The sequence below is a fragment of the Pyxidicoccus caerfyrddinensis genome (genome assembly GCF_010894405.1).
Classification (GTDB): Bacteria; Myxococcota; Myxococcia; order Myxococcales; family Myxococcaceae; genus Myxococcus; species Myxococcus caerfyrddinensis.
Genome location: NZ_JAAIYA010000002.1, coordinates 530,805 through 548,206, shown reverse-complemented (window position 1 = coordinate 548,206; position 17,402 = coordinate 530,805). Strand labels below are relative to the sequence as shown.

Sequence of the window (17,402 nt, the reverse complement as noted above, 5' to 3'; positions counted from 1 at the left end):
CCTCCGCACCTGCTTGAGGGGGCAGACACGCCCGCCGGGGCCCGTGCAGGCGGCCCCGGCGGTGGGATTCGACTCTTCAGCGACGGGAGGCGGACTTACGGGGCGCGGTCCGGCTCCACGCTGAGGCAGGGCTCCATCTTCTCGGGGGCAACGAGGAAAGGCTCCTCGCGATCCAGGTACCGGGAGATGCCCGGCGTGGCGAAGCCAATCTGGCCGCCGCCGTCGTACAACAGGGCCGCCCAGTCGTTCTGCGACGTGGGGAACACATCCGTCAAGTCGCCGTCGCGGTTGAAGTCCAGCGCATAGGTGTTGAAGTCGTATTGGCGGTTGTTGTTGAAGTCGACGAAGTCGGTTGCAGAGAACATAGACACCTGGGCGCCGTTGAAGCGCAGCCCGTAGATCTTGCCCAGGTCCGACTCGGTGGTCGGGGCGACGGGCGCGAACGCGGTGAGATCGTAGACGGCCGCCTCGCTGATGGAAGCCACCCGCACACGCGAGTAGTCGAGCGCGCCGACCTTGCCGCCAAGTTCGAATCCATAGAACTGGTATTCGTAGTTCATGATGCTCAGGTAGTTGGGCTTGTAGTTGTCGTCGTCATTGCCACCGTGGAGCAGGCCCAGGTCGTGCCCCAGTTCGTGCATGAGGGTGCCGGCATTCTGTTGCTCCGTGCCATTGAAAGAGGCCACCGTCACCAGGAAGTCATGCGCGGGGACGCCGCGAGCGATACCGCTGGAGAAGCCTCCGTTGTATCGTTTCGCGAACACCATGTAGTGAAAGTAGGGCGCGCGGGCGGCGGCGAAGTACTTCCCCTTGATGACGTCGAATTCCGTCCACACGGGGTTCAGGTCCATGTCCGCGTCCGCGGCGGCGATCTCCTGATCCACCACCAGGTGCAGCGTGATGCCTGTGGACCCATCCGGGTTGCTCACCGGCGCGCTGGCGAAAGCCGTGACGACCTTGTCCAGCGTGGCCTGGGGGGGCCTGAGGGTGGGATAGTAGTCCATCTCCACGAAGACGTCCTTCTTGCGCGGGTTGGCGCCGAGAGCACTCAGATCCAGGCCGCCGAAGCCGAACGTCTCTACGTAGTCGCTGAGGCGGTCCCCATCCGTGTCAGCCTTGTTGGGATCGGTGCCCAACACAACCTCCACGATGTCACAGATGCCGTCACGGTCTGTATCCAGTGAGGTCAGGAGGCAGCCGACAGGGAGCGGGAGAGGCACAGCCTCTGCCACCATCTCATCCTGGCGGGTGCTGGGCTGTGCCGCGTCCGGAGGGGCCACGTCGCCACAGGCGCTCAAACCCAGGAAGGCCAGGGAGGCTGTCAGCAGACACTTATGAAGCTGTGACATAATTATCCTTTTGCATCAATGATTAGCATTTCGCCAATCGCCGCCATCATCGTTGGATGCGCATGGAATTGAAACAGGTATTGGGCTGATTGAGCCGATTTCGGCAGTCCTGATCATGTCTGGCCAGAAGCACTGGAAAAAGACATGCGGCCTGTCGCGCCGAGTGTGGCGCATTTCATTCCAGACTCCGACATCCGTCGAGTGGCGTCCGCGCTCCGGGCACGCGCCACGTCATGCGCGCGTCCAGGCCCGCCTCTTTGAAGACCCGCTTTGCCTCGTCGAGCGGCTGCCGGAAGTGGCTCCAGCCGTCGTAGTGCGCCGGCACCCTGCGGCACGCGCCCAGCGCCTCCGCCGCTCGCACTGCTTCCCTTGTGTCGAACGTGTAGCGGTCCCGTGACGGGGAACCCCACGCTCCCCAGGTGCAGGAAGGCCGTGTGGATGCGGAAGCGCCTCGCGACCTCCCCCCTTCAGGGAGAATCCCTCCAGGAACGCCGGGCAGCAGGCGCCCACACACTTCGTCAGGGGCGGAGCGCGCGCTCCCTCAAGCAGGTGCGCAGGAGGCGAGCGCGGGGCTTGAGGCAGCGGCCAGGAAGGAGCGGATGAAGGAGAGGACACCGCGAGTGGACTTTCGCAGAGTTGCTCAGGAGGACGTTCGACTTCGACGTGTTGGCCTGCGTGAGGTGTGGAGGCAGGCTCAAGGGTCTTGGCGTACGTGAAGGGGGCCCCCGGGGTGCGGGCAATTCTGGAGCACCTGGGCTTGCCCACGGCATGTGCGAGGTGGGCCCCGGCACGAGGGCCACCCCAGGCCGCGGGGTGTTGAGGCTCAAGAGGCGCCAAGAGCTCCAGGCCCCTGCTACGCACCTGATGGGAGCGCGGTCTGGGCAGGCGTGTACCCCAAGGGGCTCAAGCGGCCTGTCCACCGGACGGGAGCATCACTCGGGCGGCCCCGTCAGCGGCCCTCCTCGGGCGCTCTGCACCCTCCCTCCCCATCAACAGGGCCCCCATCCCTCTTATGCGTCGTCACCGCTCGGCAGGTCGTAAGTGTTCGCCGTGCCCCGTCCCGACGCCATGCTGCCGTAGTGGTTCTTCCGGCCCACCGCCATGCCGCGCACCTGCCGCTCCACATGGTTGTTGTCGAGGGGCACCCGGGGGTGCGCAGGAAGACGGTCAGCCCGTCCCACAGCTTCAGCATGTACTTGAGGGCCTTGGGATGAGGGGCGAAGAGAAGACTTCGGCCAGCACCGCCTCGTAGGACTTCTGCAGGTGGACCCGAGTCCCTCACACGAAGTCTTTGACACCCTCTCGGCTTTGGTCACACACCGGCCCATCTCATGGCTTTGGCACCAGCGTCGGAATCGATGCGAAGCTCCGCGGGTCATGCGCGACGACGATGGTCATCTCCGGGTATCGCGCTGATATCGCGGCCATATGCGCGAGGTTCTCACGGACGAGCCGAGGCTCGACATCCGCGAGGCGCTGCGTGAGCGGGCGCTCCTCCTGCTCGGCGACACCCTCCAATTGCCAGGCGAGGTCTCCGATAAAGGCGTAGCGCTTGTTGTCCGGAAGCGTCACGAAGACAATCACAGAGCCCGGCGTATGGCCGGGCGCCGGGACGATCACCACCGTACCATCTCCGTAGACATCATGGCTCTCCGAGAAGCCGAGATAGGGGTGCGCCTCGAATCGATACTCTTCGAAATGCAGCGACTGGATGCTTCTTGCGGAGGCCGTGGTGAAGTCTTCACCTTGGACGAAGCTTCGTTCCGCGGGAGGTATCCAGACAGGCACTTCGGGAAAATCCGCAGCGCCGCTGATGTGGTCCCAGTGGGAGTGGGTCAAAAGGATCGCGCGCAGCCGGGTCAGCTCATTCCCGCTCGCTTGGAGTTGCTCGCGCACGGTCTTGCTCAGCGAGTAGCGTGTCAGGAGCCGAAAGAAGAGAGGCAGCTTCGCGAGGTGCTGTTCGATATCCCGGCCGAACCCGGTGTCGATCAAGAGGTCACCCTTGGGGTGCTTGATCAGGGTCGCGGTCATTGAGAACTCTCGCGGCTCGAAGAGAGAGCCACCGCGATACCCAAAGGACGCGCTGCGGTAGGTGGCGCCGGTCGGAAGCCGGGCAATCGACATCTCGGAAGGCGCGGAAGCCGGCGGGAGCGCGCCGATCTCGAAGGTCTTCGATACGGAGAACGGCGACGCACGATAGGTAGACAAGAGCCCCAGTGGCAGCAGATAGAGCGCGAGAGAGAGCGCTCGCAGGGGACGAGAGAACGAGCGCAGAAAAGAAAAGCCAGCGACGCAGGCACTGCCAATCAGAGCGCCAGCAACGACCAGCCAGGAGGTCGGCCCGTGAGCGCTCAAGAACAGAATCCATACTGCGAGCAGGACCGGCGCGACGCACGCAAGGAGCCATTTCATCGGGGATTGCCTGGAGCCTCGGCGCATCGGCGAAGGCGATGCGCTGCTCTCGCGAGTGGTCGGAGAGGGCGTCCACGTGGAGCGCGGGTCCGAAGACATGAGCAACTGTGTCCCGGTTGCCCGCGCGAGCCCAGGAAAAAAGGAGACCGCGCGCCGTGATATCGTAATGGGGCCTCAGGTGTTCTCCGGGCAGATCACATCGTGCCACTTGCGGCCGTCGAACATCGCGATGTCGGACGGGCCGAAGGAGTACAGCACATCCTGCGTCGCCGACAGGCGATAGGTGGTGCGCGGTTCCTTCGAATGAATCTTGACGTCCCGTAGGCTGCCTTGGCGAAGGACCGCCAGGCGGTTGTCCGACAGCGTCAGGTAGAGCTTGTCCTTGAATTGCTCCACGGCCCAGCAATTGCCTTTGAAGGAAGAATCGCCAATGGATTGCAAGTGAGGTCCCGAGCCCCGGAAGACGCTACCTTCCGCGCCGCAAGCCACCAAGTCACCGGATGCGAAGCAGCGAACGTCGTAGAGGTTCTGGTGGGTCGGGCTGGCGATCGCTCGCCACGTCCGGCCATCGAAGTGCCAGATGATGCCTTTCAGCCCGACGGCATAGACGTCATGGTCCGAAAAGCCATCAATCGCCAGGAAGTTGAGGTTCTTGCCGAGGTCGAACTGTTCCCACACGCCTCTGCTTCGACGGTAGATCTGCCCGGCCCAGCCGCACGCGAAGACGGCTGAGCCAATCGCGCGGATGCGCTCCATCGGCCCTGCTTCTTCGGCGCCTTGAAGTTGCTTCACCTGGAACCGGCCGGCCATGTTGTCCACGGCCAGCTGCGCCTTGCGGGGCGTTGCATGTTTGACCAGCCCGTTCTTGCCGAGCGCCACCACCTCAGCCCGCTCTCGCACATAGGTGATTGAAGTAATGAAGTCCTCTTCGACCGAGTGGTAGCCCCATTCGCCGTCGAGCAGACAGCCGATGACGGACGAATCCGCGTCACGGTGCTCGTGCATGCCTGCGCCGAAGAAGAACTGTTCGCCGTCGATGGCCACGCCGTCGGAAAAGAAGAGTCCAGGCCTGGCCATGTCGAGCTCCCATGATTCGTGTTGTTCTGTGTCGCTATCACATCCTCTTGCCCTTCTGAGGAAAAGCCCGGCAACCCCTGAGGATTGCCGGGCTTTGAATGGCCTCGTTGTCCATCAGCCCCACCGTCAACCGATGGAGGGGCGAGCGCGGGGCCCCTCCCGCTACCAGACCTCGCAGGTGTTCGGCCGCACCATGCGGCTGCCCGCCTTGCATTGGAACGCTTCCGCGAACGCCGGCAGGTTGCTCAGCGTGCCATTCGCGCGGAACCGCCCCGGCGCGTGCGGGTCCGCCAGCAGGTTCTGGCGCTGCACGTCCGGACGCCACACCTCGCACCACAGTTGTACGTAGCTCAGGAAGAGCTCCTGGCGCGGCGTGTACTCCCGCAGCCCGGGCGCCACCGTTCCCTCGGCGGCCTCGCGCGCCAGGAGCGCTTCGTACGCCACCCGCAGGCCCCCGAGGTCCGCGATGTTCTCCCCGAGCGTCAGCTCCCCATTTACATACGTCCCCGGCAGTGCCTCATAGGAGGCATACTGGTCCACCAGGCACTGGGCCCGCTCCTCGAAGCGCTCCGCCACCGGCGCCGCCCACCAGTCGCGCAGCGAGCCCTCGCCGTCGTAGTGCCGCCCCTGGTCATCGAAGCCGTGCGTCAGCTCGTGCCCCATCACCGCCCCGATGGCGCCGAAGTTCGACGCCAGCGAGGCGCTGACGGCGAAGAAGGGCCGCTGGAGGATGCCCGCCGGGAACACCATCTGATTGCGCGTGGGCGCGTAGTACGCATTCACCTCGACGGGCGACATGGCCCACAGCCCGTCATCCGCCGGCGCATCCAGGCTGGCCGCGTTGTCCCGGTACGCCTTGCGCGTCAGCGCGAGCTGGTTGCCCAGGTAGGACGTGGGCCCGATGCCCAGCCCCGCGTAGCTCACCCACCGGTCCGGGAAGCCGACGTCGTCGCGCACCTTCGAAAGCTTCGCGAGCGCCTCCGCCCGCGTCGCGTCATCCAGCCAGGACGCCGCCTCCACCCGCTGGCGGAACGAGGCGCGCACCGCTTCCAGCACCCGGCGCGCCTCGGCGCGGCTGTCCTCCTTGAAGTAGCGCGCCACGTAGGGCCGCGCGAGCGCGTGCCCCATGTCCGACAGCGCGCTGTTGTAGCAGGTCCACCACCGCGGGGCCGCCTCCTGCTGGCCGGCGAAGAACCGGCCGTGGAAGTCGAACTCCTCCGTCAGGACCTCCTGGTCCAGCGCGCTGGCCGCGGCCTCCAGGAGCTTCCAGCGCAGGTAGCTCTTCACGTCCTCCAGCGGCTGCTGCGCCAGGAATGAATCCAGCGCGTCGAAGTACGAGGGGACCTGCACGTTCAGCTCCTCGAAGCTGGCCACCCCCGCCTCCCGCCAGAAGGCGTCCCAGCCGAACCGCGGCACGCGCGCCACCAGGTCCACGCGCCGGGTGCGGTGGTAGGTGGCCAGCGGGTCCCGCTGCGACGCGCGGTCCTGCGAGGCCTGGGCCAGCGCCGTCTCCAGGCGCAGCACCGCGTCCGCGTCGACCCGAAGGCCCGGCGCCAGCAGCGCGGCGAGCCGCGACACGTGCTGCCGGTAGCGGGTCCGCACGGGCTCGTATTGCGCGTCGAGGTAGTAGTGCCGGTCCGGCAGCGACAGCCCGCCCTGGTCCAGCGTGACGAGGTGGCGGCGCGCATCCGCCGGGTCGACCCCGACGTAGAAGGAGAAGAGCGGCTCCGCGCCCACCTCCCACAGCTTCGCCACCGCCCGAGGCAGCTCCTGGACGCTCGTGACTGTATCCACGGTGCCCAGCAGGGTCTGCAGCTCCGCGCGCGATGCCCGGAGCGCCGGCGCATTCATGCAGCTGCGGTAGTAGTCCGCCACCAGCGCGCCTTCCGGGTCATCCGCCTGGTGCTTCCCCGCGAGGTTGTCATCGATGATGCGTTGCAGGATGGGGTACTGGTCCTGGTAGGGCTTGAAGAAGCGCGCGTCGTACGAGGCATCGTCCGGGAGCGCGTGGCTCTTCACCCATCCTCCACAGGCGAAGGCATAGAAGTCCTCGCAGGGGTTGACGGACCTGTCGATGGCCGAGAGGTCCACGTGGGTTTCCCGCAGCGGCTCCTCGACCGGGTCCTCCGTGTCACCACAGCCCATGCCCATCACGAGTACCGCGAGGGTGCATCCCCACCAGGCTCTTTGCATGCCGGCGTTCCTATCACAGTCCGCCGGCACGCCTGAAGCGGCCTCCGGGGCGATGTCTGGGATTGCAGCCCGCGTGCGCTGGAATGCACAGGGGCGATGGCGTTGGAGTCCCAGTCCCGCTGGCGCTCGTAATCGCCTGGGCAGATTGGTTTTGGACGGACGTGGAGGCTCCCTCAAGCAGGTGCGCAGGAGGCGAGCGCGGGGCTTGAGGCAGCGGCCAGGAAGGAGCGGATGAAGGAGAGGACACCGCGAGTGGACTTTCGCGGAGTTGCTCAGGAGGACGTTCGACGTTCGACGTGTTCGCCTGCGTGAGGTGTGGAGGCAGGCTCAAGGGTCTTGGCGTACGTGAAGGGGGCCCCCGGGGTGCGGGCGATTCTGGAGCACCTGGGCTTGCCCACGGCATGTGCGAGGTGGGCCCCGGCACCAGGGCCACCCCAGGCCGCGGGGTGTTGAGGCTCAAGAGGCGCCAAGAGGTCCAGGCCCCTGCTACGCACCTGATGGGAGCGCGGTCCGGGCAGGCGTGTACCCCAAGGGGCTCAAGCGGCCTGTCCACCGGACGGGAGCATCACTCGGGCGGCCCCGTCAGCGGCCCTCCTCGGCCCCTCTGCACCCTCCCTCCCTCTCAACAGGGCCCCCCATCCCTCTTATGCGTTGACCAGCATGGCGGCGCATGACCACAGCAGCCCCCACCGCAGCGGCAGGTAGTCAGCGGACATCGTCTACCCTCATGCCGACGGAGACGAACGCTCCCTCTCGCTGCACGATGTCGTGATGCCCCACGTCAGCCGCGCCCAGGGGAGCTTCCTGTTCCCGCGCCCAGCCGACTTCCGGCAATAGCAAATGCAACAGCAACACAATAGCCCGGCCTCGACGCACGGCCACGTACGCATCCTGTGAGTGCCCCGCCAGGGGTAAGGACATAGGTTCCCCGTTCGTCCGATGGAACGCCAGTCGGAGGTGCCCCCTCAGCGGGTCCCTGGAGAGAACGCCCCCACGGGCCGACTGGCGAAGACGCGGCGCCGCGCCATACCAGGCGCCGGACCCCACCCGCCTGTCCGCCATGTCGGGCACGGCACGAGAAGGCCCGGCCCGGCGCCCACGGCAGGACACGTCTCTGCGTCCGGGGTCGGGAACGCGGCGGCGCGCAGGACATATCGCCGGCCCGGACGTGGAGAAGCGGACGCCGCCCTGCCCTCCGGTGCGCTGGCCCCCACCGGCGCGTCCCTACCCATCCCATTCTCTCGATTCTATGCGTAGGATGCCCCTTGCCAGCCGCCGCCTCATGCAGGGCCAGCGCCTGCTCCAGCCGTGAGACGGCCTCGGCATACCGGCCCGCCACGAAGAGCGTGTTTGCCTCCTCATGCGCTGCCTGGGCCTGGGCCAGCCGCGGGTCCTGGGGCACCTCCCCGGCCTCCGCCGCCAGCGCACCGCACAGGACAATGATTGCCATCCACCTGGAAACCTGCCGCATGTCCGCCCCCCGCCCCCTCATCGCAGATTTCCTGCATGACTTTCCACCAGGCGGGCTCATCCTTGTGCGGGACTCCATCTTCCGCCCGCCCCTGCCCTCGGAGCACCCATGCCGCGCCTGCTTCGCCGGACCCTCGCCCTCTGCCTGCTGCTGGGCGCCAGCGCCGCTGTGCCCCTGCTCCCCGGTGCGGCCTCGGCCCTGGACGACAAGTCCCGCCATGACCTCACCTCCCTGCGCATCGTCACCAAGATCATCCTCTACGTGAAGGAGAACTACGCCGACGTCACGCGAGTCAAACCCAGGGAGATGATGATTGCCGCGCTGGATGGGGCGGAGAAGGCGGTCCCCGACCTCATCGTCGAAGGCAATGCGGACGCTGGCACCGTGAAAATCAGGGCCGGCTCCGAGACGAGGGAATTCGACATCACGCACGTCGACACACTCTGGAAGATGTCCTTCGCCTTGAAGGATACCTTCCAGTTCATCCACGCCAACGCGCGCCCCCTGGAGGACTCCCGGGAGGTGGAGTACGCCGCCGTCAACGGCATGCTCTCCACGCTGGACCCGCAGTCCGCGCTCATCCGCCCCGAGCTGTACTCGGAGCTGAAGCAGTCCTTCAGGGGCGATCTGGGCAGCCTCGGCACCGTCTTCCAGTTTCGCGAGGGCCGCCTCCTCGTGGTCAACGTGCTGCCCAACGGGCCCGCGCGGCGCGCCGGCCTCCAGGCGGACGACCACATCCAGAAGATCGACGGGGCGGACACCGGAGGCATGGACCTGGCGGAGGCCGTGTCCAGGATGCGAGGCCCGGTCGACAGCGAGGCCACCCTCACGGTGATGCGCAAGGGCTGGGACAAGCCCCGGGTGATGACACTCGTCCGCGCCACGGTCTCCGTTCCAAGCGTGCGGCACGCGCTGCTGGCCGGGAACGTGGGCTATGTGCGGCTGGAGAACTTCCAGGGCATCACCCTCCGGGATCTGCAGGCCGCCCTCCAGCAACTGAGCCAGGACTCCGGGCCGGACGGCCTCCAGGGCCTGGTGCTCGACCTGCGAGGCAACACCGGCGGCCTCCTCACCCAGGCCATCCAGGCCGCCGACCTCTTCCTTTCCAAGGGCACCATCGTCACCACCGTCGGCCAGTCCGGCAAGCTGCGCGAGGAGAAGCAGGCCCGGGCCGAGGCCAGCGACGCCACCTGGCCCATCGCCGTCCTCGTCGATGGCAGCACGGCCTCGGGAGCGGAGATTGTCGCTGGCGCGCTCAAGAACCTGGACCGGGCCGTCATCATCGGCCGGCGGACCTACGGCCAGGGCACGGTGCAGGTGCTGTACGACTTCCCGGACGGCTCGGCGCTGGAGTTGACCATCGCCAGGTTCCTGACCACGGGCGATGTCCCCGTCCAGGGGGTCGGCATCATTCCGGACCTCGAGCTGGCACCCGCCCGTCTTCAGAAGGAGGGCGTGGGCTTCTTCACGCCGCGCAAGCCCATGCCCGGCGCGGACCCGGGGAGCCCCTCCGGAGCGGCCTCCTCCCAGCAGTCCCCTGCCCTTCGGGCGCCGGCCGCGCGGATTGGCTACCTCCTGGAGGGCGGCAGGGCCCCCGGCGCCGAGGCGGCCGAGTGGAATCCGGAGGCGCCTCTCGAGGACTTCGAGGTGCGCTTCGCCCGGGACTTCGTGCTGAAGGCCCCTTCCGCCGAGCGCGGCAGGATGTTGCAGCTCGGCAGGGACTTCGTGGAGCAGCGCCGCCGCGAGGAGGAGGCGCGCGTCCACGCCGCCATCGCCGCGCTCGGCATCGACTGGAGCCCGGGCCCCACGCCGAAGACGCCCCGCCTGGCCGTCACGCTCGCGCCGGGTGGAGACGCGGCGGTGCGGGCCGGGGACGTGCTGGAGCTGGAGCTGACGGTGAAGAACCAGGGCGACGAGCCGGTGCACCGGCTGCGCGCGTGGACGGACTGCCCGGACAACGGCGTGCTGGACCGGCGGGAGTTCCTGTTTGGCATGGTGAAGCCGGGCGAGACGAAGTCCTGGAAGGTCTCCGTCCCCGTGCCCGCGGCGCTGGCCTCGCGGCGCGACGGGGTGACGGTGAAGCTGCAGGACGACTCGGGGATGCTGCCCGGCCCCATCACCACCGGGCTCACCTTCCTGGCGCGGCCCCGCCCGGCCTTCTCCTTCAACTGGCAGGTGCTGGACGGCTGCGAGGCCTGCAATGGCGACGGCCTCATGCAACGCGGTGAGACGGTGGGCCTGCGGGTGGACGTCACCAACACCGGCACCGGGAAGGCGATGGACACGCTCGCGCGGCTGCGGAGCCGCTCGGGCGACGGCCTCGTCATCACCCAGGCCAGGGCAAAGCTGGGGGAGCTGGCCCCGGGCCAGACGGCGGCGGCGTACTTCGAGCTGGAGGTGAAGCAGGACCTCGTACCGGAAACCCTCGAGCTGAAGCTGGACATCGTCGACGAGCCGCTGAACGAAGCCTCTTTCGAGCACCTGACCCTCCCGGTATCGCGCGAGGCTCCGGAGGTGGAGGCGCGCAAGGCGGTGGTGCAGCTCGCGAAGGGGACGGAGCTCTTCGTGGCGCCCGAGGACGGCGCCCGGCTGCTGGGCCGGCTGCGCGCAGGAGCGGTGGTGCGGCAGGTGGCGCAGGTGGGCGGGTTCGCCCGGGTCGAGCTTGCCCCGGACCGCTTCGCCTTCGTGAAGGCCACGGCCGCGGAAGGCACGAAGACGAAGCACAAGCCGGCCCCGGTGCCCGCGAAGGACCTGGAGCTCCGGCCTGCCCTGAGCCCACCGCGCATTTCGCTCAGCGGAACGGAGCCGGCCCGGGGCGGGTTCGTGACGGCCACGGAGCGCATGACGCTCGCCGGCACCGTCACCCCACTGAACCGCCGCCCGCTGGACCTGTCGGTGCGGGTGAATGACCAGAAGGTGTTCTTCCAGCACCTCACCCCCGCCGAGGGCGAGCCCGCGCCGCTCCCGTTCTCCACGGACGTGGCGCTGAAGGAGGGCCTCAATCACATACGCGTGGAAGCGCGGGAGGGTCCGGCTCACACCAGCCACGAGACGCTGTTCATCCGCCGCGTCCCCGCGGGCAGCCTGTAGGCGCCTTCTGGTAGCGCGCAGGGCGCCCCGCCCTCACAGGTGGGGTTCCCCTCGCAATCCCCCGGAGCCGTCATGCAGCGCCGCATCCGCACGTCGCTCCTCGTCTCATTCGCTCTCACGCTGCTGGCCGCGCCAGAAGCCCTCGCCACCAACTACACGCTGTGGATCCACGGGAAGAATTCCGGTGGAACGCAGGCCGGCAACTACGCCGACTTCTCCAACTGGGGCCCCAGCTCCACCGCGGCCGGTGTGAACAAGAAGGCCGTCAACTGGGTCTGCTCCACTTCAGTGGGCACCCACTTCCAGGCCCTTCTATTGGCGGGAGCGCCTCGCCGGATACACCTTTGGCATCAGGGCTTCATCCGTTGCTCCAGTAGGAGATCGAGCTCGGCGTCGAACCGCGCGTCATGACAGTCGGAGACGAAGACCTTCGCCTCCCCCAGGCTCAGGCCGAACGTCTGGAAGAGAGCTCGGACGAGCTGGATGTTGTTGCTGTACTGGCGCTTGCGTTGTTCGTTGCGTATGAACGCGGCAACGCTGTCGCCGCGCGCCTTGACCTCGCGCAACCTGCGCGGAAGGTCCCAATCGTCCCGGGTGCGGTCGATTCTCGGGCTGACCGCGTCGTCGAGCGCGGCATCATCGAGCTCACCGCGACGCCACGCCGCGAGCGGCGCGTATGTAGACATAGCGGTTGGCCAACCTTCGAAGGCCGCCGCGAACGCGAGCATCAGTGACAGCCCGCTTGTTGCAGGAAGCGCGCGCGCGATTCGAGAAGCACGGCACGCCTCGGCGAGCGCGAGCGCACGAATCGCGTCGGCCTCGGGAAGCTCGGCCGGGTAGGGCACGGAATGGCTCGTATTGTGCCTCTCGCCAGCGGCATCGACGCTGAGTGAGAGCGGCCGTTGCGGAAACCTGCTCGCAAGCTGCTTCATCAACCTCGCACCCGCGAGCTCGCCCGACTCGGCGTGAACCGGCTCGTGGCCTCGCGCCTCTTCCCTACGCCCCTCGTCGGTCCACCAGCTCGCTTCCCAGCTGCAGTCGTACGCAACCGGCGGACCGATAGGCGCCCTTCGCAGCCAGCCCGAGCCGCCTGTCCCCCCGCTGTCTTCGACCGGCGGCGCATGCAACGCCAGATGCGTTCGCTCAGCAACGACCTCCGCGATGCGCTGCGCGTCGCGCCGGTCCGTGAGCGCTTCCACCGGAAACCGATGGAGCGGCAGCGTCGAGTATTGGCTGTGATGAAGGCCGGGCTGCTCGACAATTGCGTGCAGCTCCAACACCCACGCGCTGTAGCCCTCTCGGGACTCATCATTGATGACCTCCCATTGCAGCTCGAGTGCAACGCGCGGCTGCGCGATGGCGTTCACCTCGGCGACCAGCTTCTCGACGGTCTCGTTCACGCCCTCATCATGACCGCGCCCTCCCGGTGTGACTGCTCCGACCTGCCCGGGCACTGTCCGCTGGTGAGCGGCCGCCTCGCGAGCAAGCGCGCGGTTCGACGTGGCTTGGGCTCACGCAGGGGTCGGAGCGTTCCGTGATAGGTTGCCGCGCCCGCTGATGTACGAGGCGGTGAGGGTTCTGCACCCTCCTGGTTCGCCAGCCGCGACGACTCCTCGGTGTTCGCCTTCGTCGCCAGATCCGCGAGGATGAACTGCAAGTCACTGATGCAGGTGCGTCGTGCCGTCCGGCAGCGGGCGCTTCATGCGCCAAGCAATGCGGCCATCCTCCGCTCGTGACAACCGCTCCAGAGCCAGCGCACCGCGTGCCCCGTAGCGGCATCGCCGCTCCAGTCCCTGCCTGTCGTGCGCATGCAGGTGCGTATGGGCGTACAGGGAGAATCCCTCCAGGAACGCCGGGCGAGCAGGCGCCCACACACTTCGTCAGGGGCGGAGCGCGCGCTTCAGTGCTAGGCCATGCTGCCATGTCCGGCGAATCCCCCGTACCCACCCCCGGCGGCTTGCCCACCCTGCACTTCCCCCCCGAGCTCCCCATCTCGGCCCGGGTGGAGGACATCACCGCGGCCATCGCCGCCCATCAGGTGGTCATCGTCGCGGGGGCCACCGGCTCGGGGAAGACGACGCAGCTGCCGAAAGTCCTGCTCGCCATGGGGCGCGGCCGCCCGCGCCAGATTGGCGTCACCCAGCCCCGGCGTATCGCCGCGACGAGCGTGGCGGCGCGCGTGGCACGCGAGCTCGGCACGGAGCTGGGCACGGACGTCGGCTACCAGATTCGCTTCGAGGACCGCTCGTCCCGGCGGACGGCCGTGAAGTTCATGACCGACGGCGTCCTCCTCGCGCAGATTCACAGCGACCCGCTCCTGAGCCGCTACGACACCATCGTGCTCGACGAGGCCCACGAGCGCAGCCTCACCATCGACTTCCTGCTCGGGTGGCTCAAGCGCATCCTCCCCAGGCGCCCCGACCTCAAGGTGGTGGTGAGCTCGGCCACCATCGAGACCGAGCGCTTCTCGCAGTTCTTCGGGGGGGCGCCGGTCATCCAGGTGGAAGGCCGTACCTTCCCGGTGGACGTGCTCTACGAGCCGCCCCCCGAGGACGACGAGCTCGCCGACTCCGTCGCCGATGCGGTGGCCAACGTGCTCTCGCTCGACCCGGACGGGGACGTCCTCGTGTTCCTCCCCGGGGAGCGGGAGATCCGCGAGGCCGAGAGTGCCCTGAACGCACGCGAGCTCCGCGGCACGGTGGTGCAGCCCCTGTATGCGCGCCTGTCGGCCGCCGAGCAGTCGCGCGTCTTCGCCACCATCCCCGAGCGCCGGGTCATCCTCGCCACCAACGTCGCGGAGACGTCGGTCACCATCCCGGGCATCGTGTACGTCGTGGACACGGGGGTGGCGCGCCTGTCGCGCTACGACCCGCGCTCTGGCACCACGCGCCTGCACATCGAGCCGGTCTCCCAGGCCAGCGCCGACCAGCGCAAGGGGCGCTGCGGCCGCGTGCGCGACGGGGTCTGCGTGCGCCTCTACGACGAGGCGGGCTTCACCACGCGGCCCGCCTTCACCGACCCGGAAATCAAGCGCACCGGGCTCGCGGGGGTCATCCTGCGGATGAAGTCCCTCGGCCTCGGTGACGTCGAGGACTTCCCCTTCCTCGACCCGCCTCAGCCGAGGGCCATCGCCGAGGGCTGGCGGGTGCTCGAGGAGCTCGGGGCCATCGAGGGCAAGGAGCGCACCTTGACGCCGCTCGGGCACCAGCTCGCGCGCTTCCCGGTGGACCCGCGCATCGCGCGGATGATTCTCGCCGGCGCCGAGTACGGGTGCCTGGACGAGGTGCTCATCGTCGCCGCGGCGCTCAACCTGCAGGACCCGCGCGAGCGGCCACGGGAGCTGGCGCAGAAGGCGGACGAGCTGCACCGGCGCTTCCGTGACGAGCACTCGGACTTCACGGGGCTGCTCAAGCTGTGGGCATTCGTACGCGAGGCCGAGGGCCGGGGGACGTCCCATCTGCGGCGCGTGTGCCGGGACAACTTCCTGTCCTTCCTGCGGGTGCGCGAGTGGCGGGACGTCCAGCGCCAGCTCGAGGAGACCGTCCGCGAGCTGCGCCTGCCGAGCAAGGGCCGGGGCGTCCCGGCGCGCGGAGACGCTCTGCACCAGGCGCTCCTCACCGGGCTGCTGTCCCGCATCGGCCAGTGGAATCCGGAGCAGCGCCACTTTACGGGCGCGAAGCAGACGCGCTTCATGGTTCACCCCTCGTCGGCGCTCGCGAAGAAGCCCCCTGCCTGGGCGATGGCGTTCGAGCTCGTGGAGACGTCCCAGCTGTTCGCGCGCACCGTGGCGAAGCTCGACCCGGAGTGGCTCGCGGCGGCGGCCCCCCACCTGCTCAAGCGCAGCTACTCCGAACCGCACTGGTCGGAGAAGTCCGCGCGCGCCGTGGTGAAGGAGAACGCGACCCTCTTCGGGCTTCAAGTCTTCAAGGAGCGCCCCGTGGCCCTGGCCAGCATGGACCCCGCCCGGGCACGGCTGATGTTCCTCGAGCATGCCCTGGTGCGCGGCGAGTACCGCACCCGGGGGGCATTCCAGGAGAAGAACCGCCAGGTGCTCGAGCGCGTGGCGCGCTTGCGGGACAAGGCCCGGCGCAGCGAGCTGCTCGACAGCGAGGCGCTGCTGACGTTCTTCGACCAGCGCGTCCCGGAGGACGTGACGGACGGAGCGGGCTTCGAGGCCTGGCGCCGCAAGGCCGAGGCGGCCGACCCCGACGTGCTCGTCCTCACGATGGAGGATGCCCTCTCGCACGACCCGGGCCTGTCCCCGGCGCACTACCCGGACGCCATCACCCTGCACGGCGCGTCCGTGCCGGTGACGTACACCTTCGACCCCGCGGCCGAGGACGACGGCATCACCCTGAGCGTGCCGCTGCTGCTGCTCGCACAGCTCGTCCCAGGTGAGCTCGACTGGACCATCCCCGGGTGGCAGCGGGAGAAGCTCACCGCCCTGCTCGAGGAGGTCCCCCGCGCACAGCGCAAGCAGCTGGGGCCGCTGCCGGACCTGGTCGACCGTCTCCAGAAGGAACTCGTGCCCTTCCGCGGGCCGCTGATTCCAGCGCTCGCGCGTGCGGTGTCCCGGCTGTGCGGCGTGGACCTGCCCGAGGAATCCCTCCGGGCGGATGCCGTGGCGCCGTACCTGCGCATCACGCTCCGGGTGCTCGACGAGAAGGGAAAGGAGCTCGCGCGGAGCCGCGACGCCGACGCGCTGCTCGAGCAGTACGGGGGACGTGCACGGACGGCGCTGCGCAGCGCGGCACCGGCTTCGGACTGGGAGCGCAAGGGGCTGACGGCCTGGACCTTCGGCGAGCTGCCCTCCGTGGTCACCCGGCGGATCGGCGGGCTCGACGTCCGCAGCTACCCCGCGCTCGTCGACCGGGGCGCTGCCGTGGACCTGGTGCTGCTCGAGACCTCCGCCGCCGCCGACGCGGCCACGCGCACGGGGGTCCGCCGGCTCCTGATGCTCGCCGCGCGCGGACACGTGGCCGTCAGCGCCGCGCGCATGCCGCCGCCCTTCCCGTCCCTGGACGGCGCGCCGCCCGCGCGGGGCCAGGCCGACGCCTTCCGAGCGCTCGTCCTCGCACGCGGCGTCGACGAGGCGTTCAAGCTCACACCGGGTGCGCCGCTACCCCGCACGAAGGCGGCCTTCGAGGCGCGGGTCCATGAGGGCTCACCGCGCATCGAGGGTGCGGCCCGGGACTGGGCGAACGCCGTCGTGGTCACCTCCGCGGAGCTCGCCGCGACGCTCGCCGCACTCAAGAAGGGGCCGAGCGGCTCGGCGGCCGTGCGGGACATCCGCTCGCAGCTCGGGCACCTGTTCCCCGCGAACCTCATCGAGTGGATTCCCTTCGGGCGTCTACTGAACTACCCGCGCTACCTCCGCGCGGCCCAGGCACGGCTGGCGCGTGCGGTGGTGAACCCCAGCAAGGACGCAGGGAAGGCCGAGCCCTTCACTCCCCTGTGGGAGGCCTTCCTCGCCAGGCGCGCCACCGTGAGGGACCAGGATGCGGCGCAGGAGCTGCGGTGGACCTTCGAGGAGCTCCGCGTGGCCATCTTCGCTCCGGAGGTGACGACGCCCGTGTCGGTGACGGTGGCGAAGGTCGGCGCGGCCCTCGCGGCGCTGCGCTAGAGATGAGCACACGCCGGGCGTGCAGCCGCGTCCACGCCCCCACCTCGAGCATTGGCAGCGCCTCACTGAGCGTAGAAATCCAGTGACTCGCCGTCTGCCCTGCTGGCACCAGGTCCGGTGAAAAACCAATTTCCAAGAAACTCTGAGCCCGCACCGCCGACAATCCCGTCAAACACCTTCGGTTTCA

9 protein-coding genes and 1 pseudogene are annotated in these 17,402 nt (G+C 68.5%); 3 read left to right on the top strand and 7 right to left on the bottom strand.

The window, feature by feature from the left end:
- Positions 1 to 95: 95 nt before the first annotated feature.
- The 5 genes from G4D86_RS05780 to G4D86_RS05755 form a co-directional block, all read right to left on the bottom strand.
- Positions 96 to 1,235: a hypothetical protein gene (locus G4D86_RS05780; protein WP_240360085.1), complete on the bottom strand. Its 1,140-nt coding sequence runs from the start codon at positions 1,233 to 1,235 to the stop codon at positions 96 to 98.
- Between the two features lie 1,124 nt (positions 1,236 to 2,359).
- Positions 2,360 to 2,494, bottom strand: a complete 135-nt coding sequence (locus G4D86_RS05770) for an IS66 family transposase (RefSeq protein WP_163990298.1) — start codon at positions 2,492 to 2,494, stop codon at positions 2,360 to 2,362.
- Between the two features lie 184 nt (positions 2,495 to 2,678).
- Positions 2,679 to 3,761, bottom strand: a complete 1,083-nt coding sequence (locus G4D86_RS52590) for an MBL fold metallo-hydrolase (protein ID WP_240360062.1) — start codon at positions 3,759 to 3,761, stop codon at positions 2,679 to 2,681.
- A 174-nt stretch (positions 3,762 to 3,935) separates the two neighbouring features.
- A complete protein-coding gene (locus G4D86_RS05760; protein ID WP_163990296.1) occupies positions 3,936 to 4,838 on the bottom strand; it encodes a beta propeller repeat protein in 903 nt (300 codons plus the stop codon).
- 162 nt (positions 4,839 to 5,000) lie between these two features.
- On the bottom strand, positions 5,001 to 7,031 hold the full coding sequence (locus G4D86_RS05755) for a M13 family metallopeptidase (RefSeq protein WP_163990295.1): 2,031 nt from the start codon (positions 7,029 to 7,031) through the stop codon (positions 5,001 to 5,003).
- A gap of 1,579 nt (positions 7,032 to 8,610) precedes the next feature.
- Between G4D86_RS05755 and G4D86_RS05745 the strand changes: the two genes are divergently transcribed.
- A complete protein-coding gene (locus G4D86_RS05745) occupies positions 8,611 to 11,592 on the top strand; it encodes an MXAN_5808 family serine peptidase (protein ID WP_163990291.1) in 2,982 nt (993 codons plus the stop codon).
- A gap of 72 nt (positions 11,593 to 11,664) precedes the next feature.
- Positions 11,665 to 11,889, top strand: a pseudogene (locus tag G4D86_RS52585) (hypothetical protein); the annotation flags it as partial.
- A gap of 53 nt (positions 11,890 to 11,942) precedes the next feature.
- Here G4D86_RS52585 and G4D86_RS05735 read toward each other — a convergent pair.
- Together G4D86_RS05735 and G4D86_RS05730 are read right to left on the bottom strand one after the other, a co-directional pair.
- Entirely contained in the window at positions 11,943 to 12,992 is a 1,050-nt protein-coding gene (locus tag G4D86_RS05735) for a hypothetical protein (RefSeq protein ID WP_163990289.1), read from the bottom strand.
- Between the two features lie 258 nt (positions 12,993 to 13,250).
- Complete coding sequence (locus G4D86_RS05730) at positions 13,251 to 13,466, bottom strand: transposase (protein ID WP_240360061.1); 216 nt, start codon at positions 13,464 to 13,466, stop codon at positions 13,251 to 13,253.
- A 47-nt stretch (positions 13,467 to 13,513) separates the two neighbouring features.
- On the opposite strand from G4D86_RS05730, the gene hrpA reads away from it, so the two are divergent.
- Positions 13,514 to 17,215, top strand: a complete 3,702-nt coding sequence (gene hrpA, locus G4D86_RS05725) for an ATP-dependent RNA helicase HrpA (RefSeq protein WP_163990287.1) — start codon at positions 13,514 to 13,516, stop codon at positions 17,213 to 17,215.
- Positions 17,216 to 17,402 lie beyond the last annotated feature (187 nt).

Excerpts from the sequence above, each read along its gene's own strand:
- G4D86_RS05760 (WP_163990296.1), bottom strand. The coding sequence starts at position 4,838 with ATGGCCAGGCCTGGACTCTTCTTTTCCGACGGCGTGGCCATCGACGGC.
- G4D86_RS05745 (WP_163990291.1), top strand. The coding sequence starts at position 8,611 with ATGCCGCGCCTGCTTCGCCGGACCCTCGCCCTCTGCCTGCTGCTGGGC.
- G4D86_RS05755 (WP_163990295.1), bottom strand. The coding sequence starts at position 7,031 with ATGCAAAGAGCCTGGTGGGGATGCACCCTCGCGGTACTCGTGATGGGC.
- G4D86_RS05780 (WP_240360085.1), bottom strand. The coding sequence starts at position 1,235 with ATGGTGGCAGAGGCTGTGCCTCTCCCGCTCCCTGTCGGCTGCCTCCTG.
- hrpA (WP_163990287.1), top strand. The coding sequence starts at position 13,514 with ATGTCCGGCGAATCCCCCGTACCCACCCCCGGCGGCTTGCCCACCCTG.
- G4D86_RS52590 (WP_240360062.1), bottom strand. The coding sequence starts at position 3,761 with ATGAAATGGCTCCTTGCGTGCGTCGCGCCGGTCCTGCTCGCAGTATGG.